Below are 25,342 nucleotides of genomic sequence, written 5' to 3' on the forward strand. Positions count from 1 at the left end.
TCGAGCTCGAATCGAATGGACGCGCCCCGTCACGGTTCGCGACGCTGGTGACATGCGTTCCCTCACCGCTCTGTTGACCACCGCCGCCCTGACCCTCGCGATGACCGCGTGCGGCGGTGACGACGACACCACCACGAATACCGACGACGATGCCGGTGCATCGGGCACCCCGGAGGCGGCGGCCGACGAGCCGGCCGACGACCAACCGGCGGGCTCCGGCGGATCGGACGCGACACTCACGCTCGCCAATGGCGAGACGTTCGAGTTCGGGATCCTCTGCAGCCTCGAGCCGCAGATGGCGGCCGGCTCGGAGATCCTGTTCACCGCGGTGTCCTACGACACCCCGGGCCTCGACATCACCCAGTTCGGTGACGAGGGCAACGTCACCGGCATCGCCACCATCTCGGTGTACGACGAGAGTTACGAGTCCCTCTGGGAGGCGGGAACCTTCTACGAAGCTGTCGGCGGGACGATCGAGCTGAGCCTCGACGGCTCCACCATCCGCGGCTCGGGATCGTTCTTCCCCGGCGGCGACACGACGGCGACACCCGTCGACGGCGAGATCGTCGCCGAGTGCTGACCGGCCGGGGGTGTCAGGCCCGTCGCCCGCGGTGCCGCTCCGGCACGTCGGCATCGGCCTGCGCGAGCACCGGCAGACCGGGGTCGGGGGTGGTCTCGCGGTATCGAGCCCGCCGACCGGGTCCGAGGTCGTCGAAGGCCTCGTCGACCAGGTCCCAGTATCGAGCGGTGATCGCCGCCACGCCACGCTCCTTCGCCTCCTCGTACGCCGCGATCGGGTCGGCGCGCGGCACGTAGGTCACGATCGAGGCGGCACCGACGACCGGCACCGCACCCGGCCCGAGTGCGATCCGGGTCGTGACGTCGACGCGGTCGTAGCGACGTTCGCGGAGATCGAGTGCTGCCAGCTCGTCGTCGCCGACCCAGCCGATCACGCCGTTGGTGACCTCGCCCGGTGCGTCGACGAGACCGAGTGCGACGAACACCCAATCCGACCGCTCGACCCCGTCGGGACCGACCGCGGTGAACGTGACGTCGGTCCCGTAGTTCCAGCGGCGCCCGTAGCCGGCCAACTCAGCCTCGAAGAAGTCGACGCCGGGCGTGAGTGCACGTCCCAGCGTGTGGGCGAACGACACCGGGCTGACCAGCGACCCGTACCCGAATACCCAACGGCCCGCCATCGGCGGCACGATACCGGACCGAACGGCCGCGGTCCGACCCGTCACGCAGCTCCGAGGCCGACGACGAGCAACGCCTGCCCGACGTGGTACGGCACCATCACCGCCAAGCGGCCACCCGGGAGCGGGCCGACGAACCGTCGGTGACCGAGCACCCAGTCGCTGAGGGCGAACAACATCGCTCCCGCCGCGGCGACGGGCGAGGACGTCGCCCATGCCGTGACGACCATCGCCGAGATGACGACCGCGTAGAACATCACCGCGCCGGCGAGGGCGGCGCCACCCGACGATCGGGCCCCCGGCAACGTCCGCGGCAGGAACCGGTAGCCGAGCAGCGCCATCAGGAACACGACGCCGGGCAGCGCCCACGCTGCGTCGAAGCCGACGGTGAGCGCAGCCGCCACGTACGCGAGATGCCCGAGCGCGAACGACCCGAGCCCGGCCATGAACGCCGACTCGCCGTCGCCGAGCAGTGCGACGTCACCCACCAGTCCCAGCACGGCTCCGATGACCAACCAGGTCCGCACCGGACCAGGAACATCGGGCATCACCGCGATGATCGCGATCAGCACGAGCATCGTCGCCGGCTTCGCGATCGTCTCGGCCCGGGTGCGTCCGGCGCTCACGGCCCACCAGTCGAACACGGCGACGGCCACGCCGAAGAGGGCGAGTCCGATCACCACGAGCGGAGTGTAGGCCTCCGCGTCGGTGAGGAACGGCCCGCCGAGGTTGAATGGTCGCGTGCCGCACCGCCGCCGTCTCGAACTGCGTACCGATCGTCTGACGATCCGGATGCTCTCGCGCGACGACGTCACCGCGTTCACGCACTACCGCAAGCTCCCCGACGTCGCCCGATACCAGGACTGGCCGATGCCGTACACCCGCGACCTCGCGCACGAGCTCGTCGACGAGATGGAGACGCTCGCCGGTCCGACCGCCGGGACCTGGGTGCAGTTGGCCCTGGTGACGGGAAGCGACGTCGGCGTCCTCGTCGGTGACGTCGCGGTCTGGCTCGACCCCGACGCCACCCTGGCGATGATCGGCTACACCCTCGACCCCGAGTACCAGGGCAGGGGATACGCCGTCGAAGCCGTCGAGGCGGTGATCGCCTGGCTGTTCCGTCGCAAGCACGTGCACCGCATCGCCGCGACGATCGACCCGCGCAATCTGGCCAGCGCTCGGGTACTGGAGCGATGCGGCTTCGAGTACGTCGGCACGGCCCGCTCCTCGGCGTTCGTGCGCGGCGAGTGGACCGACGACGCTCGGTTCTCGATGCTCGAACCGGATTGGAAGGCGTGGTGCAAGCGCCCGACGACGCCACCCGGACGCGTCGAGCTCGTCGAGATCACCGCCGACAACGTGCGCTCGGTCGGCGAGATCGACCGCACGTTCTCACAGCGCGAGTTCGTCGCCCCGGTCACGGAGTCGCTCGCCGAGGCGCTGGTGCCTCCGGTCGTGCGTGGCGATCGGGTCACGCCGTGGTACCGGGCGATCGAGGCCGACGGCGAGTTGGTCGGGTTCGTGCTGATGGCCGAGCCCTACAACGGGCGTCCCGACCCGTACCTGTGGCGGCTCGTGGTCGACGTCCGGCACCAGGGGCGGGGCATCGGACGGCGCGCGATCGAACGGATCATCGCCGAACGCCGTGCGGCGGGATTCGACGCGATCACCGTCAGCTACGTCACCGACCAGCCCGGAGCGCCGGCGCCGTTCTACGAACGGCTCGGGTTCGTCCCGACGGGCCGGGTCGACGACGGCGAGATCGAGGCCCGGCTCGAACTATCGGACGGCTGACGAGTCGCGGAGCTCGACCAGGGCGGCCCAGAGACCGTCGACCTCGTGTCGGAGCTGATCGAGATCGCCGGAGTTGTCGACGACGTGGGTGGCCTGCGCCAAGCGGTCGTCCCGGTCGATCTGGCTGGCGACACGGTTACGGGCGTCGGCCTCGTCCATGCCACGAAACTCGACGAGGCGGCGGACGGCGACCTCGACCGGGACGTCGACCACGATCGTCGCCGGGAGGTCGTCGCGCGGGTTCTCGCCCAACAGGGGGAAATCGAGCACCACGATGCGGTCGGTGTCGGCCTGCGCCGCGATCTGCGCCGCGATCTCGTCGTGCATCGCCGGATGGACGATGGCGTTGAGGTCGGAGAGCGCCTGTTTCGCTTCATCGGAGTCGCCGAACACGATGGCAGCGACCGCCGCCCGGTCGAGTGAGCCGTCGTCACGGATGATGTGCTCGCCGAAGCGCTCGGCCATCCGGCCGAGGACCGGAGAACCGGGCGCTTGCAGGTCACGGGCGACCTGATCGCCGTCGACGATCACGGCGCCGTACTCCGAGAGGAGTGCGGACACCGTGGACTTGCCGGCGCCGATTCCCCCGGTCAAACCGACCAGGAGCATGTGGTCTCAGGCCTCGCTGGACTCGGCCGCCGGCTCGATGGCCTCGGCGGCCTCGGCCGCCGGGGCAGCGTCGTCGGCCGGTGCGGCCGCGTCGGCGCCTTCGCCGTTCTGGTACTCGGCCCAGGCAGCCTCGACCTCGTCGCTGCTGCTGGCCCAGTTGCCCTCGTCGTCGACCTCGAAGTGCTCGCGGTACTCGGCGGCGAGCTCGCCACCCTCAGCGGCCTGCTTGATCGAGAGGCTGATCCGGCGACGCTGGAGGTCGAGATCGATGATCTTCACCCAGAGCTCTTCACCCGGCGTGACGACCTGCTCGGGCGAGTCGACGTGGTGCGTCGACATCTCCGAGATGTGCACGAGGCCCTCGATGCCGTCGCCCACCTGGACGAACGCACCGAACTGGACGAGCTTGGTGACCCGGCCGTAGACGAGCTGCCCGACCTCGTGGGTCTCGGCGAACTCCTGCCACGGGTCGGCCTGCGTCGCCTTGAGCGACAAGCTGATGCGCTCGCGGCTGAAGTCGACGTCGAGGACCTGCACCTTGACGGGGTCGCCGACGGCGACGACCGAACCGGGGTGGTCGACGTGCTTCCACGACAGCTCGCTGACGTGGATGAGCCCGTCCATGCCGCCGAGATCGACGAACGCACCGAACGACACGACGCTCGAGACCGTGCCCTCGCGGACCTCGCCGATCTTGAGGTTGGTGAGGAAGCTGTCGCGGGTCTCCTTCTGGTTCTCTTCGAGGTAGGCCCGACGGGAGAGCACGACGTTGTTGCGGTTCTTGTCGAGTTCGATGATCTTGGCCTGCACCGTGGTGCCGATGTACGGCGCCAGGTCGCGGACACGACGGAGCTCGACCAGCGATGCGGGCAGGAAGCCACGCAGACCGATGTCGACGATGAGGCCACCCTTGACGACCTCGATGACCGGACCCTCGACGATCTCGTCGGCTTCCTTCTTGGCCTCGATCGTGCCCCACGCACGCTCGTACTGCGCCCGCTTCTTGGAGAGGACCAGACGGCCTTCCTTGTCTTCCTTGGTGAGGACGAGCGCCTCGACCTCTTCGCCGAGCGTGACGATCTCGGACGGGTTGGCGTCGTTGCGGATGCTCAGCTCGCGGCTCGGGATCACACCCTCGCTCTTGTAGCCGATGTCGAGCAGCACTTCGTCCTTGTCGATCTTGACGACGGTGCCGTTGACCATCTGGCCGTCTTCGACGTCGACGATGGTGCCGTCGATCGCGTCGGCGAAGCTCATGCCGAGATCGTCGGACACGATCTGGCGCGGGGTGTAGTTGCCCTCCTCGTCGAACGTGCCGAACGCCGGATTGTCGGCGGGCGCTTCGGTCACCGCCTCATTCGCGGTTTCGGTGGGCTGGGTCGTGGTATCGGACAAAGGACGGACTGCTTTCAGAGGGACGGGTAAGTGTTCACGTGCGCGCCGGGTGCCCAGCGCAGCAGTCAAGGCTATCAGCCCTCGACGCGTTCCAACAGCCCCACGTTCGGGCCCGATCGCTCCGGGATCAGGGGGTTCGCCTGGCGAGCACCAGGTACTCCGCCGTGTCGACCGTCGGCGGCGACATCCCGTACGCGCCCGGCTCGACGCTGCTGATCGAATCGACCGTGAACCCGTTGGCCGCGCCGAGGAGGCGGAGCTCGCGAGGGGTGTAGCAGCCCGTCCAGAGACTCGTCTCGACGGCTTCACCCGCCTCGTTGCGGATCTCGGTCCGCTCGTGGTTGACGCCGGTCTCGGCGTCGAACTCGGCCCCGTCCCAGTGCTTCATCACGAAGTACGAGCTGAACGCGCTCAACGCCAGCCGCCCCCCGGGCCGCAACGCCCTCGCGATGCCGGCGAGGACCGTGCCGTCGTGCCCGTCGGCGGTCATCAGACCGAACGCCCCCTGACACAGGCAGATCGCGACGTCGAACTCGGCGTCGAACTCCAGGTGTCGTGCGTCGAGCCGTTCGAAGGTGGCGCCGTCGGGGGCCGACTCGGCTGCGAGCTCCACGAAGCGACGACTGACGTCGATGCCGTGCACCGCGATGCCCCGCTCGGCGAGGGCGTGGGCGTGACGACCCGGGCCGCACCCGACGTCGAGTACTCGGAGGCCCGGCCGGAGGTCGAGCGCCGACACCAGGAAGTCGACCTCCTGGCGTGTCCCCTTGGTGAACGAGTAGCGAAGGTACGCCGCTCCGAGATGGTCCGCGATGGGCTCGAACCAGTGATCGTCCATCGGCCCAGTCTGCCGGGTTCTCGACGAGCCCCCGAGCAGCCTCGACGACCCCCGACACCCTGCCGAACGCTCGCCGAACGCTCGCCGAACGCTGAAGGTGGTAGCAATGTCACTCCATGCGCGACCGGTTCCAGCATCTCCTGTCGCCCCTGACACACCCGGAGACCCGGATCCTCTTCGGAGCGCAACTCGTCTCCGGTCTCGGCGACTGGGCCGGGCGGCTCGCACTGGCCGTACTCGTCTTCGACCGCTCCGGGTCGGCGTGGTGGACCGCCGCGGTCACCCTCGTCTCACTCCTGCCCTGGCTCGGGCCCGGCCAGATGCTGTCGACCTTCGCCGACCGCTTCGGTCGCACCCGCGTGATGATCATCTCCGACCTCGTCCGGGCGGCGCTGATCCTCGCGATGCTCGCGCCACTCCCCGTTCCGGCCCTGCTCGGACTCGCGTTCCTCGCGGGACTGTGCGTACCGCCGTTCGTCACCGCACGTGGCGCCGCGCTGATCGACGTGGTGCCGACCGAGCGCTACGGGGCGACGCTCGCCCTGTTCGGCGTCGCATCGCAGGCGGAACTGGTGCTCGGCTACGCGCTCGGTGGCGCCGCGATCGCCCTGCTCGGCGCCCAGGCGACGCTCGCGGTGAACGCCTCGACCTTCGTCGTCTCGGCACTCCTGCTCACCCGGCTCCGTCACGGTCGAGCCGCCGAACGCCACGAGGAGGCGCCGATCGGCTGGGCGGGCGTCACCGCCGGCGCGACGGTGTGGCGCACCGACCCCATCTGCCGGCGGGCGCTCCTGCTGTTCGTCGGCGTGAACATGGTGATGGTGCTCCCCGAGGCGCTCGTGGTCCCGTACGCCGCCGAGATGGGGGTCTCGACGTCCGGCATCGGTGTCGGCGTGATGGCGGCAACGATCGCCGCCGGCTCGATGCTCGCCATCGCCGTGTGGCCCCACAGCGAGACCGACCCGTCGGACCTGCTTCGTCGCGCTGCGATCCGGACGCTGGTGCTGTCGCTCGCGACCGCCGCGCTGTTCGCCGTCTCGATCCGCTGGGCACTGATCGCCGCACCGGCGCTGTTCCTGTCCGGCACGGTCGACGCGATCGCGGTGCCAACCAATCAGGTCGTCGGACAGCGACTGCCGCGCTACGGCCGATCGTCGGCGATGGCCGTCGCTGGCGGCGTCCAGTACGGCTCGCAGACCGTCGCGATCGCGATCGGCGGTGCACTGGCCGTCGCGGCCGGACCGGCGGCGACCCTGTCGGCGGCCGCCCTGGTCGCGGCCTGCGTCACCGCCTGGTCGCTGCTGCGCCCGGTCGTGGTGTCCGGGCCGGAGGCGACGGCAGCGACTATCCCTTCGCCGCCGCCCAGGTCTCGCCCCAGCTGACGTTGACCTCCAACGGCACGTCGAGATCGGCAGCGTGCCGCATGATGTCGATGATCTCGTCGCCGACCTCGTCGCGCTCGGCGTCGGGCACCTCGACGATGACCTCGTCGTGCACCTGCAACACGACCTCGCTCTCGCGTTCGCCGGCCTCGAGCGCCTGGTCGATCCGCACGAGCGCGACCTTGAAGATGTCGGCGGCCAACCCCTGGATGCCCGCGTTCATCGCCTGCCGCTCACCCGCCTGACGGATCCGCCAGTTCGAGTTGAGCAGTTCGGGGATCGGCCGGCGCCGACCGAACAGCGTCTCGGTGTATCCGGTCTTGCGCGCCTCCTGCACGGTGGCGTCCATGTACGCCTTCACGTTGGGGAACGCCAGGAAGTACGCCTCGAGGATCTTCGCCGCCTCGTCGGTCGGGATGTTCAACCGCTGGCCCAGGCCGTACGCCTCCATGCCGTACGCGAGGCCGTAGGACACCATCTTCGCCTTCGAACGCTGATCGAGCGTGACGTCTCCCGGTTCCACACCGAACACGCGCGCCGCAGTGGCGTTGTGGATGTCCTGGCCGCCCGTGAACGCCTCGATCAGGCCGGGATCGGCCGCGAGGTGGGCGATGCAGCGCAACTCGATCTGGTTGTAGTCGGCGACCAGCAGCGTGCGACCGGCCGGGGCGACGAACGCCGTGCGGAACACGCGCCCCTCGTCGCTGCGGACCGGGATGTTGTGCAGGTTCGGTTTGTCGGAACTCAGGCGCCCGGTGCGGGCGACGGTCTGGTTGAAGGTGGCGTGGATCCGACCGTCCTCGGCCACTTCGTGCAGCAGACCCTCGCCGTAGGTCCCACGGAGTTTCTCGACCTCGCGATGGCGCAGCAGCGGCACGATGAACTCGGGCCACTGGTCTTTGACCTTCTCGAGCGTCTGCGCGTCGGTCGAGTAGCCGGACTTCGTCTTCTTGACGCCGACCGGGCTGAGTTCGCGCTCTTCGAACAGCAGGGCTCGCAGTTGCGTCGGCGAGTTGAGGTTGAGGTCGTCCTTGCCGGCGACGGCGCGGAGTTCGACCCCGAGCGCCTCGACCTCGGCGGTGAGGCGCTGGTTGATGGACCGCAGCGTGTCGGCATCGACGCCGACGCCGACGTGCTCCATCTTGGCCAACACCCGCACCAGCGGGTTCTCGATCGAGTGGTAGAGGTCGGCCATGCCCTGCGCATCGAGGCTCGCCTCGATCGGTCCGGCGATGTGGTGCACCGCCAGCGCGTCGCGCCCGGCGCGATCGGCCTGCGTGACGGCATTGCCGTCGAGATCGAGCTGACCCGAGACGGCCGCATCGTCGCTCGGCGGGGCGAACGGGGTGAACTTGGTCAGCAGATCGGCGATCTCGTAGCGAGCCTCGGCCGGGTCGATGAGATACGCGGCGATCGCGACGTCGAGCACGAGGCCGCGCACGTCGATGTCGGCGTCGAGCAGCGAACGCATCAGCGGCCTGACCGTGTGTCCCCGCACCTGCCCGTGCCGACCGAGCGCCGACGCCACCGCATCGTCGCGGAGGTACTCCCCCGGCACCCAGGCGACCGACGACGTCGAGGCATCGGTGACGAACGCGAGACCGTCGAGGTTGCTGCGTCCCGGCTCGCCCTCCCAGACCCCGGCGAGATCGAGCACCGGAGTCGCCGCGATCGCCGCCGCCGCGGCTGCGGCGTCGGGCAGCGTCTCGACCTCGGCCACCAACTCGTCGCGGGGCTCGCTCGACGAGATGCCCGAGTCGGGCCCCAACACGTCGGCGAGGCGGTCGGCGAGCGTGCGGAACTCGAGGAAGTCGAACAGCCGCTGGATCTCTTCGGGGTCCGGCGTGATCGCCAGGGCCGCCGGATCGAGGTCGACCGAGTCGACCGGCGCGTCGTGGTGCAGGATCATCAGCTCGAGGTTCTTCCGAGCGCGAGCCTCGTGCTCGGTCAGGTTCTCGCGCAGTTTCGGCGTCTGCTCGTCGACATGGGCGAAGATGCCGTCGAGCCCGCCGTACTTGTTGATGAGCTTGGCCGCCGTCTTCTCGCCGACCCCGGGCACACCGGGCAGGTTGTCTGAGTTGTCGCCGCGGAGCGCCGCGTACTGGGGATACAGATCCGGCGTGACCCCGGTCCGTTCGGCGATGCCGGCTTCGTCGTAGAGGGCGTAGTCGCTGACGCCACGCTTGTTGTAGAGCACGCGTACGTGGGGATCCGCGACCAACTGGTAGCTGTCGCGGTCACCCGTGACGATCAGCACGTCGTCGCCGCGCTCGACGAGTTTGGACGACAGCGTCGCGATCAGATCGTCGGCCTCCCAGCCGGCCGCCTCGATCTGCTGGACACCGATCGCATCGAGCACTTCGCGCACCAGCCCCATCTGCTGGCGGAGGATGTCGGGCGCCGCTTCGCGCTGCGCCTTGTACTCGGGCTCGGCCTCGTGGCGGAACGTGGGTTCCGGCCGATCGAAGGCGACGATCATGCCGTCGCACTCCTGGTCCTTGATGACGTTGATCAGCATCGACGTGAACCCGAAGACCGCGTTGGTCACCTGTCCGCTCGCTGTCGCCATGTCGGCCGGGAGCGCGAAGAACGCCCGGTACGTCAGTGAGTTGCCGTCGACGAGGAGATAGGTGGACACGCCCGCCACGTTAGGCGCGACACGAACCGAACCACTCGGCCCGACGGCAACCGATCAATCGGGGCGCAGTGAGCCGTCGAGGATGCGTTCGGCGACGTCGCGCATCTTGGTGCGCTCGCTCATCGCGGTGCGTTGGATGAACGAGAAGGCGTCGGCCTCCTTCATGTCGCACTCGTCGATCAGCAACCCCTTGGCACGGTCGATGGTCTTGCGGGCCTCGAGTTGCTCGCCGAGCGCGTCGATCTCACCGGTCAGGTTGCGGAGCTCGCGGAAACGCCCGATCGCGACCTCGATCGCCGGGACGAGGTCGCTCTTCTGGAACGGCTTCACGAGATACGCCAACGCTCCGGCGTCGCGAGCCTGCTCGATGACCTCACGCTGGCTGAACGCCGTGAGGATCAGGACACCGCACAGCTTTTCGTCGGTGATGATGCCGGCGGCCTCGAGGCCGTCCATGCCGGGCATCTTGACGTCGAGCACGGCCAGGTCGGGACGCAGCGAACGCACGAGTTCGACCGCCTCGTCGCCTCGTCCGGTCTCGCCGACGACGTCGTACCCCTCTTCTTCGAGGGTTTCGCGCAGGTCCATCCGGATGATGGCTTCGTCTTCGGCGATCACAACTCTCAGCGACACTTCGGTTCCTTCTTTCATCGGCCTCGACGGCCGTACATCACATTCAACCAGCCCCGCGATGGGGGCGAGCGGTTCAGCCCCCGGCGTTCATCTTGTCGAGGAGTTCGTCCTGGCGGGTCTCGAGCTCTCGGATGCTGTCGATCACGTGCTGGCGGTGTTTGCGCATCGCGTCGGCGTGCTTGCGCGCGTCGTTCGCCTCGAACGACGCGCCCGGCGTCTCGGAGACGAGCGCACGGATCGCCTGGCTGTCGGCCTCGTCGGCGACGACGTCGAGTTGCTCGTCGATCTGCGACAGCTCGGTCCGCAGCGAACGCAGGCGCGTCGACGTCTGCGCGAGACGCCGTTGGACGAGCCAGGAAACCATGTGCCCCGGGTGGGATTCGAACCCACACTTGACGGTGTTTGAGACCGCTGCCTCTGCCGTTGGGCTACCGGGGCGTGCGGGTGAGGATACCGGCGCCCCACCCGACGCCATCAGGCGGTGATCAGCGGGTCGAGACGACCATCGTGGACGCGAACTGGTCCCACACCGCCGTCCGGAGCGGCTTCGAGAAGATGAACACCAGGCTGACGATCACGATCACCAATTGCGCCAGGCCGAGGAGCACGTTGAGCGCCACGAACGGCGGGATCAACGCGAAGGCACCGGGGAGCGCCCATCGCTTGATCGCATGCTCCCACTCGACGTCGGCGCCGTTCTGCTGGACGACCTTCATGCCGAACGCCAGCTTCATCGGCGTGCCACCGAACATCTTCGTGCACACCGCGTCCCAGGCGAATCCGACGGCCGCGCCGAGGAGGGCGATCAGGTACGCCCGCCCGAGACTCGTGTCGGTGCCGAACCCGGCGAGGCCGGCGTCGTCGTCACCGCTCAGGATGATCGCGGCGAACACGGAGCCGAACACCAGACCGACGATGATCGCGTCGAGCAGCCGGGCGACGACCCGCATGCCGGCAGAGGCGAGCGGCTGACCGCCGGCGACCGCACCGGCGGGCGGTTCGTTCATGGGCGGCGGCGGGGGCGGCGGCGGTGGTGGTGGAGTCATGCTCATGGCGAGCAGAGTAGGCGACGGCGTCGCCGCACCGGGTGACCGAAGTTCTGTCCCACCAGAAACCCGCCGGTTACCCGCAGGTAGCGCGAGGACGGCCGCTCGAAGCGTCTAGCCTCGCCACGATGCTCGCATTCACGTTCCCCGGACAGGGGTCGCAGCGACCGGGAATGGGTCGGCCCTGGGTCGATCACGAGAGTTGGGAACTGGTCGACGAGGCCAGCGAGGTCGCCGGCCGTGACGTCGGAGCCCTGCTGCTCGACGCCGACGCCGACGAACTCAAAGACACCCGGAACGCACAGCTGACCACGTTCGTCTCGAGCCTGATGGTCCTCGACGCGGTCGAGCGGCTCGGGATCGAAGCCAGCTTCTGCGCCGGGCACAGCCTGGGCGAATACACCGCGCTGGCCGCGACCGGTGCGCTCGGATTCGACGAAGGCGTCTCCCTCGTCACCGAACGGGCCGCGGCGATGCACGAAGCGGGCGGCCTCCAGGTCGGCACGATGGCTGCCGTGCTCGGGCTCGACGACGACCAGGTCGAGGTGGCCTGCAATCTCGCCGACGCCGATGTCTGGGTCGCCAACTTCAACGCGCCCGGCCAGGTCGTGATCGCCGGATCGCCCGAGGGCGTCGAGAAGGCGGGCGCCCAGGCGAAGGAACTGGGCGCCAAGCGGGTGATGCCCCTGCAGGTCTCCGGTGCGTTCCACACCTCGTACATGGCGCCCGCACGCGACCGCCTCCGCGGCGCGATCGCGGCGGCCGACATCCGCGATGCGGAGATCCCCGTCGTCTCCAACGTCGACGCGAAGCCCCACGACCGCGGCGGCGAGTGGGTCTCGTTGCTCTCGGCCCAGCTGTCGAGTCCGGTGCGCTGGAAGCACAGCCTCCAGACGCTCGCCGGGCTCGGTGTCACCGATTTCGCCGAACTCGGACCCGGCGGCGTGCTCACCGGCATGGCGAAGCGCAGCGTCGACGGCGCCCGCACGATCTCGGTCGCCACACCCGACGACCTCGACAAACTGCTGACCTGGATCGCCGTCGAGGCGGCACCGACGCCCGAGATCGAAGGCGAACACCTCTTCGTCGCCGAGCGTGTCGTCGTGTCCCCGGCCGCCGGCATCTTCACCCCCGCCGAGCTCGGTTCTGGTGCCACCATCTCGGTTGGTACCGTGCTGGGTCACGTCGGCGAGCACGAGGTCCGCTCGCCGTTCGACGGGGCTTTGCAGAACTACATCGCGGTCGATACCGAGCGTGTGACGTCGCGACAACCGATCGCCTGGCTGCGAACCAGCTGAGGGAGGGCACGATGCCAGCAATTCGCGAAGGCTCGAAGGGGGCCGTCATCTCCGGGTGGGGCACCGCCCTCCCCGAGAAGGTGCTCACCAACCACGAGTTGGCCGCAACGATGGACACGAGCGACGAGTGGATCCGGACGCGCACGGGCATCGAACAGCGCCACATCGGCGGGACCACGATCGGTCTGAGCGTCGAATCCGGCCGTCAGGCACTCGAGATGAGCGGACTCGACCCGAGCCGCATCGACGGTCTGGTGTTGGCGACGACCACCCCCGACAAGCAGTGGGGTTCGGCCGCAGCGGTCCAGAACGAGCTCGGGCTGCGCTGCGGGGCGTTCGACGTCAACGCCGCCTGCTCGGGCTTCGTGTACGGCCTGGTCACCGGCCACGGCCTGATCGCCATGGGCGCCGACCGCGTGATGGTCATCGGCACCGACAGCCTGTCCCGCATCACCGATTGGAACGATCGGGCGACCGCCCCGCTGTTCGCCGACGGCTCCGGCGCCGTGGTCCTCGAGAGCGTCGACGGCGGCGGTCAACTGCTGGGTTGGGACCTCGACGCCGACGGGTCGGCGCTCGGGATCCTGCAGGCAGAGGTCGGCGGGTTCATCGAGATGGAGGGCAAGGAGGTGTTCCGCCGAGCCGTTCGGATCATGGTCGATTCGGCCGAGAAGTCGATGGCGCACGCCGGCGTCTCCGGCGACGACATCAAGTTGGTCGTCCCGCATCAGGCCAACATCCGGATCATCCAGGCCGCCTGCGACCGCCTCGGCGTGCCGATCGAACGAGCGGCCGTCGTGATCCAGCGAACGGGCAACACGTCATCGGCGTCGATCCCGCTGGCGCTCGCCGACGCGCTCGACCACGGCCGCGTCGAGCAGGGCGACCTGGTGTTGCTCGTCGGGTTCGGCGGCGGGATGACCGCAGCGAGCTGCGTCCTCCGCTGGGGAGGTGGTGTCGCGTGAGCGAACCACGCATCGTCCTGATCACCGGCGGATCCCGCGGTATCGGTCTGGCGTGTGCCCGCCGTTTCGCCGAGCTCGGCGACCACGTCGCGGTCACCTACAACTCGTCGCCCCCACCCGACGGTCTGTTCGGCGTCAAGTGCGACGTCACCGACGGAGAGCAGGTCGACGCGGCGTTCGCCGCGGTCGAGGCCGAGTTCGGTGGTCCGGTCGAGGTCCTGGTGTCCAACGCAGGCGTCACCCGCGACGGGCTCCTGCTCCGCATGAGCGAAGACGACTTCGCCGGCGTCATCGACGCCAACCTCACCGCGTCGTACCGCGTCACCAAGCGGGCCGTCCGGGGCATGCTCAAGGCACGTGCCGGCCGCATCGTGCTGATGTCGTCGGTCGTCGGCATGCTCGGCGCACCCGGTCAGGTCAACTACGCCGCCTCCAAAGCCGGCCTGATCGGCCTCGCCCGGTCGCTCGCTCGCGAGGTCGGCTCGCGCGGCATCACGGTCAACGTGGTCGCGCCCGGTCCCGTCGAGACCGACATGACCGCGGCCCTCGGCGACGAACGTCTTGAGGCGATCGTCGCCGCCGTCCCGCTCGAACGAGCCGCCACGCCCGACGAGATCGCCGCTGCGGTCCTGTTCCTCGCTTCTCCCGACGCCGGCTACATCACCGGCGCCGTGCTCCCGGTCGATGGCGGCCTGGGCATGGGACACTGACCACCCTCATCTACACTGACCAACCCACACAACAAGGAGACATCCGTTGGATCAACAACTGTTCGCCCGCTTCCAGAAGTGCGCCGTCGAGGTGCTTTCGGTCTCGGAGGATCAAGTCACACCCGATGCCAAGTTCGGCGACGACCTCGATGCCGACAGCCTCGACCTGGTCGAGCTCGTGATGGCGCTCGAGGAAGAGTTCGGCGTCGAAGTACCCGAGGAAGAACTCGAGGGCATCGAGACCGTGGGCCAGGCCTACGACCTCGTCGCCAACAAGCTCTGATGATCAGACCCGCACTGCGGGCCGACACGAAGGAATCACCATGAACGGTCAAGGCCGTCGCGTCGCGATCACGGGGTACGGCGTCGTCGCTCCGTGTGGCATCGGCAAGAACGACTACTGGCAGGGGCTCCTCGGCCCAGGTCTGTCCGACAGCGGACGCGTCACGGAGATCGACGACTGGGACCCCACGCCCTACTACGACTCGCCCAAGGACGCCCGCCGGGCCGACCGCAGCGAGCAATTCGCGGTCGGCGCGGCGATCGAGGCGATGGAGCAGGCCGGCGACCTCGACATCGATCCCGCCAGGATCGGCACGATCTTCGCAACCGGTGTCGGCGGGATCCACACACTCGAGGAACAGATCTCGATCCGGCTCGAGAAGGGCGAACGGCGGGTGTCGCCGTTCCTCGTCCCGATGATGATGGCCAACGCACCGGGTGCCGCCGTGTCGATGCGGTTCGGGTTGCGCGGCCCCAACGAGACCATCGTGACGGCCTGTGCTGCCGGAACGCACGCGCTCGTGTACGCCGCCCGCCTGATCTCGTGGGGACTGGCCGATGCGATCGTGTCGGGCGGCACCGAGCACGCCGGCACCCCCACCGCGCTCGCCGGTTTCGGCAACATGACGGCGCTCTCGAGCACCGGGACGAGCCGACCGTTCGACACCGACCGCGACGGGTTCATCATGGGTGAGGGCGCCGCGTCGTTCGTCCTCGAAGAGTGGGAGCATGCCGTGGCGCGCGGCGCGAACATCGTCGGCGAGATCGTGGGCGGCGGCAGCAACGCCGACGCCCATCACATCACCGCCCCGGCCCCCGGCGGGGTCGGTGCGATCGCCTGCATGCACCTGGCGCTCGACGACGCCGGCCTCACGCCCGGCGACATCAAGCAGATCAACGCACACGGCACGAGCACCCCGCTCAACGATGCCGCCGAGGCGGCGGCCGTCACCGAGGTGTTCGGCGAACGCACCGTCCCCGTGGTGTCGACCAAGGGTGTCACCGGACACGCGCTCGGCGCCGCCGGGGCGCTCGAAGCCGCCGCCGTGCTCCTGTCGTTCGAGCATCGCCAGATCCCGCCGACCGCCAACACCAAGGTGCTCGGTGACGACATGACGATCGACGTCGTGATGGGTGAGCCCCGCGATTGGACACCGGGGCCGACGCTGTCGAACAACTTCGGGTTCGGCGGGCACAACGGCTCGATCATCATCGCTCCCGCCTGAGCTCCGCCGCACCCCGCTCGGGTTTCGGCGACGCTCAGGCGTCGACGACGACGAACATCAGATCGCATTCGGTCGCGACCTCGCCGCCGAGGAGCGCGCGCCCACTCCCCTTGCCGGCCCGCGCCGACAGGCGACCCATCGTGCATTCGAGGATCAGCTCGTCGCCCGGGCCGACCTGACGTCGGAACCGGGCGCGGTCGAGCCCTCCGAACAGCGGCAGCTTGCCGGCGAACCGCTCGTCGTTGAGCACGGCGAGCGCGCCCACCTGGGCGATCGCCTCGCACATCAGGACACCCGGCAACGTCGGGCGGCCGGGGAAGTGTCCGGCAAAGAACCACTCGTCACCCGTCAGGCGCCAGCGCGCCCTGGCGGACACCCCGGGTTCGACGTCGAGGATCTCGTCGACGAACAGGAACGGCGGGCGGTGTGGCAAGAAGTCCTCAGGTTGCACCTCACCGACTGTAGGCGATCGACCGGCTCCGTCCCGCCACCCGTCGACCACCGAACGTGTTGGTAGCAACGCGACCACGGTGCGCGCCACATTTGACCTGGTGACGGCGTTATCGTCAAGAAAACCTCGCAGTTCTTGCAAGTTGGTCACCGAGAGTGTTATTCTCCCCACAGACCGTTTGTCCCAGGTCGGAAGGAGGCACCCATGCATTACGTCCGTCCGTGCTGACCGCACGCCATCCACGTTCGGGGCTGCGACCTCGTCCGTCCGGCCACGGTGATGGGGCCTCCGATCACCGACCGAACGGCGGCCGGGTTCGCACGACCGGACGATCTGGTGATCCGACCTCGGACCGAGCACGAGCGATCGTGTGGCGGGAACGTCCGACCGAACGATCACCCAGGCGTCCGACCCGACCACACGTTCGGCGCACCCTGACCCACCCGCCAGTGAGCAGGGGGCCGTGCGATGAGGACAGCGCACGACCGAGCAGAACCGAACGAGAACGAGGGCCTTCGGGCCCTCGTTCCGCGTCTGCTCAGACCGCGTCGATCGCGGCGCGGACCTCGGCGACGTAGGCACCGACCGCGTCGGGGCCACTCTCGATCAAGCGGCGGACCATCGACGCGCCCTGGATCACGCCGTCGGCGACCCGCGTCGCCTCGTACGCCTGGGCCGCGTTCGACACACCGACGCCGACCAGGACCGGCACGTCGGTGATCGACTTGAGTCGAGCCGCCAGCGCGGTCGCCGTGCCGGCCAGCGTGTCGCGCTCCCCCGTCACGCCGAGCAGACCGACCGAGTACAGGAAGCCCCGGGCACGAGCGGCGACGAGCGGCAGGCGTTCGTCGGGAGCCGTCGGCGCGGCGAGCATGACCGTCTCGACGCCCTCGTGGTCGGCCGCACGGCACCACGGCTCGGACTCCTCGAGCGGCAGGTCGGGCAGGATGCAACCCGACACGCCCGCTTGCACCAGCCGGTGAGCGAACCGCCGGTGGCCCTCGTGGTGGACCAGGTTGTAGTAGGTCATCACCAGCAGCGGTATGTCGACGTCGAGCGACGGCACCAGGTCGAGCACGCTCGCCGGCGTCGCTCCGCCCTCGAGCGCCGCTTGCGACGCCTGCTGGATCACGGGTCCGTCCATCACCGGGTCGGAGAACGGCACCCCGATCTCCACGGCGTCGGCACCGTTGGCGGCGGCGGCGCGGATCGCATCCTGCCAGCCCGGGTACCCGCCGGTGATGTACGGCACGAGCAGCTTGCGGCCGGCGGCTCGCTTGTCGCGGAACTCCGACTCGATCCGGCCCATCAGAGCTTCCCTGCCCATCAGAGCTTCCCTGCCAGAATGTCCATCATCTGGGCGACGTCCTTGTCGCCACGCCCGGACAGGTTGACCAGCACGGTCCGGCCCTGCAGCGTGTCGGCCTCCCGGCACAGCCAGGCGATCGCGTGGGCGCTCTCGAGGGCCGGGATGATGCCCTCGGTCTCGGACAGCAACCGGAAGGCGTCGATCACCTCGGCATCGGTCACGTTCGGGTACTCGGCCCGTCCGATCGACGCCAGGTAGGAGTGCTCGGGGCCGACGCCCGGATAGTCGAGTCCCGCCGAGATCGACAGCGCCTCCTCGACCTGGCCGACCTCGTCCTGCATCAGGTTGCTCCGCATGCCGTGCACGACACCCGGGGAGCCACGTCCGATCGCCGCTCCCCCGGCAGGCTCGACACCGACCAGCCGGGTGTCGCGCTCGTCGACGAAGCCGGCGAAGATCCCCATCGCGTTGGACCCTCCGCCGACACAGGCGACGACGAGGTCGGGCATCCCGCCGAGCAACTCACTGCACTGCTCGTGGGCCTCGATCCCGATGATGCTCTGGAACTGGCGCACCATGTGCGGATACGGATGTGGTCCGACGACCGACCCCAGGCAGAAGTGTGTGTCGGCCACGGTCGCGACCCAGTGCCGCATCGCCTCGTTGACCGCGTCCTTCAGGGTGCGGCTGCCGCTCTCGACCGACTCGACCTCGGCACCGAGCAGCTTCATCCGGAAGACGTTCAGCTCCTGGCGTTCGACGTCGACCGCACCCATGTAGACCTTGCACTCCAGCCCCATGAGGGCTGCCGCGGTGGCACTGGCCACGCCGTGCTGGCCCGCACCGGTGTCGGCGACGATCCGCCGCTTGCCCATCCGCTTGGCGAGGAGGGTCTGACCGATCACGTTGTTGATCTTGTGCGAGCCGGTGTGGTTCAGGTCTTCGCGCTTGAGGATCACGCGCATGCCCAGCCGGGCGCCGAGGTTGTGGCACTCGGTGAGGATCGACGGTCGGCCGGAGTACTGCCGGTGCACGTCGGCCAGCTCGGTCCGGAACCCGGGGTCGTTCCAGGCCTCGTCGAAGGCACGTTCGAGCTCTTGGCACGCGGGCACGAGCGTCTCGGGCACGAAACGACCGCCGAATTCGCCGAACCGGCCGGAGGCGTCGGGCGGGGCGGTCAGGGTGGGGGTGGGGGTGTCGGTCATCGAGGTCCTTATTCGTCGGCCCAGTCGTAGGGCAGCTCGTCCGGGCCGAGGTACGGCTCCGGGGCGGCAGCGCGCGCGTTGGCGATGAACCGCCGGATCTTGGTCGGGTCCTTGCGCCCCGGCGACGCCTCGACGCCCGATGACACGTCGACGCCCCACGGCTCGACGATCTCGATCGCGTCGGCAACGTTGTCGGGGTCGAGGCCGCCGGCGAGGATCAGCCGGAGACCGTCGGGCACCTCCGACGCCAGTCGCCAGTCGAACAACTTGCCGGATCCGGGCGTCGGCGCGTCGAGCAGCACCAGATCGGTGCCGTACTGATCGGCCTCGGGGAGCTGCGGCGAGTCGGCACCGAAGGCCTTGATGACCCATCGGACACTCTTGCCGATCTCGATCGCCTGCTCCTTGGTCTCGCGTCCGTGCAGCTGGACCGCCTTGACGTTGGCCTTGTTGGCGATGTCGATCACCCGCGACGGGTGTTCGTCGCGGAACACGCCGACCGTCAGCACCTCGGGCGGCAGTCGCCGGGTGATGTCGTACACGGTCTGCGCCGCGACTTGGCGAGTGGACGGCGCGAAGACGAAACCGACCGCGTCGGCGCCCATGGCGACCGCGAACAGCGCATCGTCTTCGTTGGTGATGCCGCAGATCTTCACGAACATGCAGCACGACCGTATCCGCCGAAGAGCCCGGACGTCATCATGGGTTCGAGCGATGTCAGCCGATGAGGTCGGCGACCGCTGCCGCCGCATCGCCGGAGGTGACCAACGACTCGCCGACGAGCACCGCCTGGTACCCGGCAGCATGCAGCGCACGGGCGTCGTCGCTGCCCCGCACACCGGACTCGGCGACCTTCACGACATCGTCGGGGATCGCGGACGCCATCCGGACCGCACGCTCGTGGTCGACCTCGAAGGTGACCAGGTCACGCTGATTGACGCCGACGAGCGTCGCGCCGACCGCGACCGCACGCTCGAGTTCGGGTTCGTCGTGCACCTCGACGAGGACGTCGAGACCGAGTTCGACGGCCAGGGCATGGAAGTCGGAGAGTTCGGCCTGGTCGAGGGCGGCGACGATCAGCAGCACGGCGTCGGCACCCATGATCCGGGCGTCGACCACGTCGAGCGCCGACACGGTGAAGTCCTTGCGCAGGACCGGCAGCGAGCATGCGGCCCGCGCCGTCTGGAGGTCGGCGACCGACCCGCCGAAGAACTCCTCGTCGGTCAGCACCGACAGACATGCTGCTCCCCCGGCCTCGTACTCACCGGCGAGATGCGCCGGGTCGAGGTTCGGGAACAGATCACCCTTCGACGGCGACCGTCGCTTGACCTCGCTGATGACGGCCAGCCGGTCGGACCCGGCGAGCGCCCGACGGAACCCGCGTGTCGGCCCGGTGCCGTCGACCGTGGCGATCAGGGCGTCGAGCGAGCGCTCGTCGGCCGCCGTGACCTGGCGATGGCGGTCGAGGATGCGGTCGAGATAGGTGCTCACGACAGGTCAGGCCTCGTTCAGAAGCCGAGACGGTCGGAGATCAGCGACGTGAGCTGGTCGATCGGTACCCGGACCTGCTCCATCGTGTCACGGTCGCGCACGGTCACGGCGTCGTCGTCGAGCGAGTCGAAGTCGACCGTGACACACAGCGGCGTGCCGATCTCGTCTTGCCGGCGGTATCGCTTGCCGATGTTCTGGGTCTCGTCGTAATCGACCATGTACCGGTCGCTGAGCGTCTTGCGGACCTCGTGCGCCAGCGGCGTCAGCGTGTCCTTCTTGCTCAGCGGGAGCACCGCGACCTTGTACGGCGCGAGCCGGGGGTGCAGGCGCAGCACGGTGCGCGTCTCGCCGTTGACCTCGTCTTCGTCATACGCCGCGAGCAGGAACGCCGCCATGGTCCGGGTGGCACCTGCGGCCGGCTCGATCACGTACGGCACGTAGCGCTCGTTGGTCTGCGGGTCGAAGTAGTCGAGCTTCTCCCCCGATGCCGCAGCGTGCGCCTTGAGGTCGAAGTCGGTGCGCTTGGCGATGCCCTCGAGTTCGTCGAAACCCCACGGGAACTTGAACTCGACGTCGGCGGTGCCGGTCGAATAGTGCGACAGCTCGTCGGCGTCGTGCGGTCGCAGCATGACCATGTCGGCCGGGATCCCGAGCTCGATGTACCAGTTCAGGCGCTCGTTGCACCAGTACTCGTACCACTGGTCGCTGTCGGCGGGCGGGACGAAGAACTCCATCTCCATCTGCTCGAACTCGCGCGTCCGGAAGATCCAGTTCTGCGGCGTGATCTCGTTGCGGAAGCTCTTGCCGATCTGGGCGATGCCGAACGGCGGCTTCTTGCGGCTGGTCTGCAGCACGTTGGAGAAGTTGGTGAACATGCCCTGCGCCGTCTCGGGACGGAGATACGCGTCGGCGCCGGCCCCCTCGACCGGACCTGCCTGGGTCTTGAACATCAGGTTGAACTCGCGCGCCTCGGTGAAGCTCTTCGTCGCGCCGCACTCCGGGCAGGTGTCGGGATCGTCGAGTTTGTCGAGGCGGAACCGGTTCTTGCAGTTGGTGCAGTCGACCAGCGGATCGGAGAAGTTGCCGAGGTGGCCCGACGCCTCCCAGACCTGGGGTGGCCCGAGCACCGCGGCGTCGATCAGCATCACGTCGTCGCGCTGCTGGACCATCGAACGCAGCCAGGCTTCCTTGACGTTGCGGAGCAGCAGCGAACCGAGGGGGCCGTAGTCGTAGGTCGACCTGAAGCCGCCGTAGATCTCGGCCGACGGGTACACGAACCCACGGCGTTTGCACAGGTTGACGATCTGATCGAGCTCGGTGGCGGGCATAGGGATCTCAGACTACGGGGACTTCCGGAATCCCGCAGTGTCCGTTCTGCCACGTCACGTGCCAAACTGCTGCCTCTTGGGCCACCTGCATCTGTTCGACCGGATCGTCATCGTCGGCTGGAGCGACGCCGATGCGCCGACCCGTGGCGACAACTCGATCTGGCGGGCGTCGATCGACGTCGCCGGCGGCCGAACCGCCTGCGTCAACCACGCGACGCGCCACCTCGCGACCAAGGCGCTGGTCGATGAGCTGAGCGACACCGCGGGCCGCAAGGTCTTCCTCGGTTTCGACTTCCCGCTCGGATTCCCACGCGGGTTCGCCCGCCGCCTGGTCGGGGAGACGGCCAACTGGCGGGCCGTGTGGACCGCTGTCGACACCGCCGTGACCGACGACGCCGACAACTCGAACAACCGGTACGAGGCCGGCGCTGCCCTCAACTCGCGCGCCGGCATGTCGCCCGGCCCCTTCTGGGGCTGTCCACCCGATGAAGTCCACGGCTCGGTGCAGCCGGACAAGCCGCGCACGTTCGCCGGCCTCCCCGAGTACCGCATCGCCGAACAGCGACTGGCCAGCCGCGGCGTGTCGACGCCGACCGCATGGCAGCTGCACGGACCGCTCTCGGCCGGTGGACGGGCCCTGCTCGGTATGCCGCTGGTCCGGGAACTCGCCGAGCGTTCCGGGCTCGCCAAGCGGGTGCGGCTCTGGCCGTTCGAGACCGGTTGCACCGCCGTACCGACCCGGGCGTCGAACGACGCGGTCGTCATCGGCGAAGTGTGGCCCTGGAGCTACGAGCTCGACCCGGCCGCACATCCACTTCCTGACGCCGCACGGGCGATCAGCACCGCCCAGCACCTCGCAGCGCTCGACCGGGCCGGACACCTGGGCGCGCTGTTCGCTCCCAACGTGCGCGACGAGGACCTGCTCGTCGTCGAACGCGAAGAGGGCTGGATCCTCGGGGCCTGAGCCGGCCCGCGCGAAACCGGTTCGCGCACGGGGCCGCCGTGCTGTCAACATCGGCCGCATGAGTTCGGTCGCCGACATCGCTCCTCGCTTCATCGACGTTGCGCACCGCATCGTGTGGGCGACGGTCGCCACCATCGACACCGACGACCGGCCGCGGTCGCGTGTGCTCCACCCGATCTGGGAGTGGGACGGCGAACGGCTGGTCGGGTGGGTCGCCACCGGGCCGACACCGGTCAAGGTCGCCCATCTCGACCACCGACCCTTCGCTTCGGTCAACTACTGGGACCAGCAGCAGGACATCGCCACCGCCGAGTGCGAGGTCACCTGGCACCACGACGACGAGACCTGCACCCGGGTCTGGGACCTGTTCGAGCACGGCCCGGAACCGGTCGGCTACGACCCGGCGACGATCCCGTTCTGGGACGGTCCCACCCAGCCGGAGTTCGCCGTGCTCCGGCTCGATCCGTGGCGTCTCCGGGTGTTCCCCGGCAGCATGCTCCTGGCCGGCGAGGGCGAGATCCTCGACTGGCACCGCTGAGCGGACCCGACCGCGTCAGTGGTGCTCGAACATCGCTACGGCGCGGAGCCGACGTTCGATGTGGTGCTCGAGCGCCCGGGTCGCGAGCGCCCCGACCTCGTGTGTCGCCGGTGATTCGTCGAGCGACAATGCGTGATGGAGTCGGCCGCCGAGGATGTCGCGCATGATCGCGAGCGCGGCCGGGCTGATCGCGCCGCCGCTCCGACAGGCCCGGCACAGCGTGCCACCCTCGTTCAGGTCGAACGCGACCATCGGCGATTCGGGTTCGGACTCGCCACACCGCACGCAGGCGTCGAGTTGCGGTTCGAGCCCCTCGGCGGCCAGCAGCTTCCAGTAGAACGCCGGTACGTTCAGCGGAGCCGGACGCTCGGCGATCGTGCGGAGCACCCCCACGGCCATCTGGTACAGCCGCGGGTTGGGCTCGCGCTCGAGCCCGAGCTGGTCGACCGCCTCGAGCGTCGCCATCGCCTGCGAGGCCCGGTCGAGCGACGTGAGCAGCGGCGCGAGCGGCTCGACCGACTCGGCCTGGCTCACGATGTCGAGTTCACGTCCGCGGTACAGCAGCAACCGGACGTGGCTCATCGGTTCGAGACGGGCACCGAACTTCGACTTGGTCTTCCGGACCCCTTTGGCGACCGCTCGGACCTTGCCGTTCTCGGCGGTCATGAACACGACGATGCGGTCGGATTCGCCGAGCTTGTAGGTACGCAGGACGACGCCGACGTCGCGATACAGCTCCTTCATTCGTCGAGACCGCCGAATCTGCGGCGACGGTTCGAGAAGTCGTTGATCGCGCCCGACAGGTCGTCGATGTCGAGGTCTCCCCAGTCGACCTGGATGAAGACCAGTTCGGCGTAGGCGAGCTCCCACACGAGCGAGGGCGGAAGCTGCGTCGGCGGCCCGAGCACGACGACGAGGTCGGGTTCGCAGTCGGCCGGTTCGTACAGCGCGCCGGCGACGGTGGCCTCGTTGACCTCGTCGGCCGGGTCGAGGCGCTGCATCGCGTCGGCGAACCGTTGGCGCCCGTCGCCGCACGGGTCGACGATGACCTCACAGGTGCCGACGGAGCGCCGCCACATCTCGAGGTCCCGAGCGGTGTCGCAGGTCTCGGCCGCGTCGTCGCCGGGTTCGTAGGCCCGCAGGGTGAGCCACGGGACACCGATCCGGGCACACAGGCCACCGAGCGACTCGACACGTTCGTCCCATCGTTGCTCGGTCAGCTCTGACCAGTCGTGCAGGGTGCCACCGACGACGAGGACGTGCCGGAGCGACGGATGGCTCGCGGGTGTTCGTTCGCTCGTGATCGAGGATGTCGATTCCACTGCGCCATTCTCCCACGTGACCGGTCGCTAACGTGGACGCTCTGTGACCAGCCCGACGACTCGCGCCCTGCACGTCGCGTGCATCATGGACGGCAACGGCCGCTGGGCGGGCCATCGCGGACTCCCGCGGACCGCCGGTCACACCGAGGGCGAGGAGAACCTCGCCCGCCTGGTCCGCGTCGCGGTGCGCCGGGAGATCGGTTGGCTGACCGTGTTCGGTTTCTCGACCGAGAACTGGGTGCGCCCCCGCGCCGAGGTCCGCCACATCCTCGGCCTCCACGAGAAGTTGTTCGGACGGGTCGCCGAGCTCAACGAACTCAACGTGCGGATCCAGTGGATCGGACGACCGTTCGACAGTCCGGCGGCACGGACACCCAAGTACGTGCAGCGGGCGATCCGCAAGGCGATCGCCGACACGGCCGGCAACACGGGCATGGTGCTCACCATCGCGTTCGACTACGGCGGCCGAACCGAACTCATGTCGGCCGTCCGGGCGACTCGTGCCGCCGGGGAGCCGATCACCGAGGCGTCGGTCAGCGAGCATCTGTACCTGCCCGACGTGCCACGGGTCGACGTGATGGTTCGCACCAGCGGTGAGCAGCGGGTGTCCAACTTCCTGCTCTGGCAGAGCGCCGGTTCGAAGATCCACTTCACCGACACGGCCTGGCCCGACTTCGACGCCGCCGACCTCGACGCCGCGATCGCCCTCGTTCGATGATCGG

At 68.9% G+C, this 25,342-nt stretch carries 28 protein-coding genes and 1 tRNA gene; 11 read left to right on the forward strand and 18 right to left on the reverse strand.

The window, feature by feature from the left end; genetic code table 11:
• The first annotated feature begins 52 nt into the window (after positions 1-52).
• Entirely contained in the window at positions 53-580 is a 528-nt protein-coding gene (locus R8G01_04705) for a hypothetical protein (protein MDW3213276.1), read from the forward strand.
• A gap of 13 nt (positions 581-593) precedes the next feature.
• On the opposite strand, the gene R8G01_04710 is transcribed toward R8G01_04705, so the two are convergent.
• Positions 594-1,199, reverse strand: a complete 606-nt coding sequence (locus R8G01_04710) for a gamma-glutamylcyclotransferase family protein (GenBank protein ID MDW3213277.1) — start codon at positions 1,197-1,199, stop codon at positions 594-596.
• A gap of 41 nt (positions 1,200-1,240) precedes the next feature.
• Positions 1,241-1,879, reverse strand: a complete 639-nt coding sequence (locus tag R8G01_04715) for a lysoplasmalogenase (protein MDW3213278.1) — start codon at positions 1,877-1,879, stop codon at positions 1,241-1,243.
• Positions 1,880-1,937: 58 nt separating this feature from the next.
• Between R8G01_04715 and R8G01_04720 the strand changes: the two genes are divergently transcribed.
• Positions 1,938-2,990: a GNAT family N-acetyltransferase gene (locus tag R8G01_04720; GenBank protein MDW3213279.1), complete on the forward strand. Its 1,053-nt coding sequence runs from the start codon at positions 1,938-1,940 to the stop codon at positions 2,988-2,990.
• Here R8G01_04720 and coaE read toward each other — a convergent pair.
• The 3 genes from coaE to R8G01_04735 all read right to left on the reverse strand — a co-directional run bounded on the left by coaE (position 2,976) and on the right by R8G01_04735 (position 5,832).
• The gene (coaE, locus tag R8G01_04725; GenBank protein MDW3213280.1) at positions 2,976-3,599 is read right to left on the reverse strand and encodes a dephospho-CoA kinase; all 624 of its coding nucleotides are present in this window, start codon (positions 3,597-3,599) and stop codon (positions 2,976-2,978) included. The genes R8G01_04720 and coaE overlap by 15 nt on opposite strands.
• A 6-nt stretch (positions 3,600-3,605) precedes the next feature.
• Positions 3,606-4,949 (reverse strand): 30S ribosomal protein S1, encoded by a 1,344-nt coding sequence (gene rpsA / locus R8G01_04730; protein MDW3213281.1) that lies wholly within the window; start codon positions 4,947-4,949, stop codon positions 3,606-3,608.
• A 172-nt stretch (positions 4,950-5,121) separates the two neighbouring features.
• Positions 5,122-5,832 (reverse strand): methyltransferase domain-containing protein, encoded by a 711-nt coding sequence (locus R8G01_04735; GenBank protein MDW3213282.1) that lies wholly within the window; start codon positions 5,830-5,832, stop codon positions 5,122-5,124.
• 116 nt (positions 5,833-5,948) lie between these two features.
• Between R8G01_04735 and R8G01_04740 the strand changes: the two genes are divergently transcribed.
• Positions 5,949-7,214: an MFS transporter gene (locus R8G01_04740; GenBank protein ID MDW3213283.1), complete on the forward strand. Its 1,266-nt coding sequence runs from the start codon at positions 5,949-5,951 to the stop codon at positions 7,212-7,214.
• Here the strand turns inward: R8G01_04740 and polA are convergent.
• The 5 genes from polA to R8G01_04765 all read right to left on the reverse strand — a co-directional run bounded on the left by polA (position 7,177) and on the right by R8G01_04765 (position 11,537).
• Complete coding sequence (gene polA, locus R8G01_04745) at positions 7,177-9,852, reverse strand: DNA polymerase I (protein ID MDW3213284.1); 2,676 nt, start codon at positions 9,850-9,852, stop codon at positions 7,177-7,179. The genes R8G01_04740 and polA overlap by 38 nt on opposite strands.
• A gap of 54 nt (positions 9,853-9,906) precedes the next feature.
• A complete protein-coding gene (locus R8G01_04750; protein ID MDW3213285.1) occupies positions 9,907-10,503 on the reverse strand; it encodes a response regulator in 597 nt (198 codons plus the stop codon).
• Between the two features lie 55 nt (positions 10,504-10,558).
• Positions 10,559-10,849: a hypothetical protein gene (locus tag R8G01_04755; GenBank protein ID MDW3213286.1), complete on the reverse strand. Its 291-nt coding sequence runs from the start codon at positions 10,847-10,849 to the stop codon at positions 10,559-10,561.
• 1 nt (position 10,850) lies between these two features.
• Positions 10,851-10,923: transfer RNA gene (locus tag R8G01_04760), tRNA-Leu, on the reverse strand.
• Positions 10,924-10,970: 47 nt separating this feature from the next.
• The gene (locus tag R8G01_04765; GenBank protein MDW3213287.1) at positions 10,971-11,537 is read right to left on the reverse strand and encodes an RDD family protein; all 567 of its coding nucleotides are present in this window, start codon (positions 11,535-11,537) and stop codon (positions 10,971-10,973) included.
• 122 nt (positions 11,538-11,659) lie between these two features.
• Here R8G01_04765 and fabD point away from each other — a divergent pair, with 122 nt between their 5' ends.
• From fabD to R8G01_04790, 5 genes are read left to right on the forward strand one after another with little or no spacing between them, the layout of a single operon-like run.
• Positions 11,660-12,829, forward strand: coding sequence for an ACP S-malonyltransferase (gene fabD, locus R8G01_04770; protein MDW3213288.1), 1,170 nt, complete (start codon positions 11,660-11,662; stop codon positions 12,827-12,829).
• 11 nt (positions 12,830-12,840) lie between these two features.
• On the forward strand, positions 12,841-13,794 hold the full coding sequence (locus R8G01_04775; protein ID MDW3213289.1) for a beta-ketoacyl-ACP synthase III: 954 nt from the start codon (positions 12,841-12,843) through the stop codon (positions 13,792-13,794).
• A complete protein-coding gene (fabG, locus tag R8G01_04780; GenBank protein MDW3213290.1) occupies positions 13,791-14,504 on the forward strand; it encodes a 3-oxoacyl-ACP reductase FabG in 714 nt (237 codons plus the stop codon). Before R8G01_04775 ends, fabG begins: the two co-directional genes overlap by 4 nt.
• A gap of 46 nt (positions 14,505-14,550) precedes the next feature.
• A complete protein-coding gene (gene acpP / locus R8G01_04785; protein ID MDW3213291.1) occupies positions 14,551-14,787 on the forward strand; it encodes an acyl carrier protein in 237 nt (78 codons plus the stop codon).
• Positions 14,788-14,827: 40 nt separating this feature from the next.
• Positions 14,828-16,012, forward strand: coding sequence for a beta-ketoacyl-ACP synthase II (locus tag R8G01_04790; protein ID MDW3213292.1), 1,185 nt, complete (start codon positions 14,828-14,830; stop codon positions 16,010-16,012).
• Between the two features lie 34 nt (positions 16,013-16,046).
• On the opposite strand, the gene fabZ is transcribed toward R8G01_04790, so the two are convergent.
• From fabZ to R8G01_04820, 6 genes are all read right to left on the reverse strand, one after another.
• The gene (gene fabZ / locus R8G01_04795; GenBank protein ID MDW3213293.1) at positions 16,047-16,463 is read right to left on the reverse strand and encodes a 3-hydroxyacyl-ACP dehydratase FabZ; all 417 of its coding nucleotides are present in this window, start codon (positions 16,461-16,463) and stop codon (positions 16,047-16,049) included.
• Positions 16,464-17,001: 538 nt separating this feature from the next.
• Positions 17,002-17,790, reverse strand: coding sequence for a tryptophan synthase subunit alpha (gene trpA, locus R8G01_04800; protein ID MDW3213294.1), 789 nt, complete (start codon positions 17,788-17,790; stop codon positions 17,002-17,004).
• Positions 17,790-18,977: a tryptophan synthase subunit beta gene (gene trpB / locus R8G01_04805; protein MDW3213295.1), complete on the reverse strand. Its 1,188-nt coding sequence runs from the start codon at positions 18,975-18,977 to the stop codon at positions 17,790-17,792. The genes trpA and trpB overlap by 1 nt, the downstream gene beginning before the upstream one ends.
• 8 nt (positions 18,978-18,985) lie before the next feature.
• Positions 18,986-19,639, reverse strand: a complete 654-nt coding sequence (locus R8G01_04810; GenBank protein ID MDW3213296.1) for a phosphoribosylanthranilate isomerase — start codon at positions 19,637-19,639, stop codon at positions 18,986-18,988.
• Positions 19,640-19,694: 55 nt separating this feature from the next.
• Positions 19,695-20,468: an indole-3-glycerol phosphate synthase TrpC gene (trpC, locus tag R8G01_04815; protein MDW3213297.1), complete on the reverse strand. Its 774-nt coding sequence runs from the start codon at positions 20,466-20,468 to the stop codon at positions 19,695-19,697.
• A 17-nt stretch (positions 20,469-20,485) separates the two neighbouring features.
• Positions 20,486-21,796, reverse strand: a complete 1,311-nt coding sequence (locus R8G01_04820; GenBank protein ID MDW3213298.1) for a glycine--tRNA ligase — start codon at positions 21,794-21,796, stop codon at positions 20,486-20,488.
• Between the two features lie 76 nt (positions 21,797-21,872).
• On the opposite strand from R8G01_04820, the gene R8G01_04825 reads away from it, so the two are divergent.
• Both R8G01_04825 and R8G01_04830 read left to right on the forward strand, forming a co-directional pair.
• Complete coding sequence (locus tag R8G01_04825) at positions 21,873-22,760, forward strand: hypothetical protein (GenBank protein ID MDW3213299.1); 888 nt, start codon at positions 21,873-21,875, stop codon at positions 22,758-22,760.
• Positions 22,761-22,818: 58 nt separating this feature from the next.
• On the forward strand, positions 22,819-23,298 hold the full coding sequence (locus R8G01_04830; GenBank protein MDW3213300.1) for a pyridoxamine 5'-phosphate oxidase family protein: 480 nt from the start codon (positions 22,819-22,821) through the stop codon (positions 23,296-23,298).
• Between the two features lie 15 nt (positions 23,299-23,313).
• Here R8G01_04830 and recO read toward each other — a convergent pair whose 3' ends face one another.
• Both recO and R8G01_04840 read right to left on the reverse strand, forming a co-directional pair.
• Complete coding sequence (gene recO / locus R8G01_04835) at positions 23,314-24,042, reverse strand: DNA repair protein RecO (protein MDW3213301.1); 729 nt, start codon at positions 24,040-24,042, stop codon at positions 23,314-23,316.
• Positions 24,039-24,620 carry an undecaprenyl diphosphate synthase family protein gene (locus R8G01_04840; GenBank protein ID MDW3213302.1) on the reverse strand — a complete coding sequence of 194 codons (582 nt, stop codon included), beginning with the start codon at positions 24,618-24,620 and terminating at the stop codon, positions 24,039-24,041. Before R8G01_04840 ends, recO begins: the two co-directional genes overlap by 4 nt.
• A 43-nt stretch (positions 24,621-24,663) precedes the next feature.
• On the opposite strand from R8G01_04840, the gene uppS reads away from it, so the two are divergent.
• Positions 24,664-25,338 (forward strand): polyprenyl diphosphate synthase, encoded by a 675-nt coding sequence (gene uppS / locus R8G01_04845; protein MDW3213303.1) that lies wholly within the window; start codon positions 24,664-24,666, stop codon positions 25,336-25,338.
• Positions 25,339-25,342: the final 4 nt, after the last annotated feature.

This window comes from Ilumatobacteraceae bacterium (assembly GCA_033344875.1).
GTDB lineage: Bacteria > Actinomycetota > Acidimicrobiia > Acidimicrobiales > Ilumatobacteraceae > Ilumatobacter.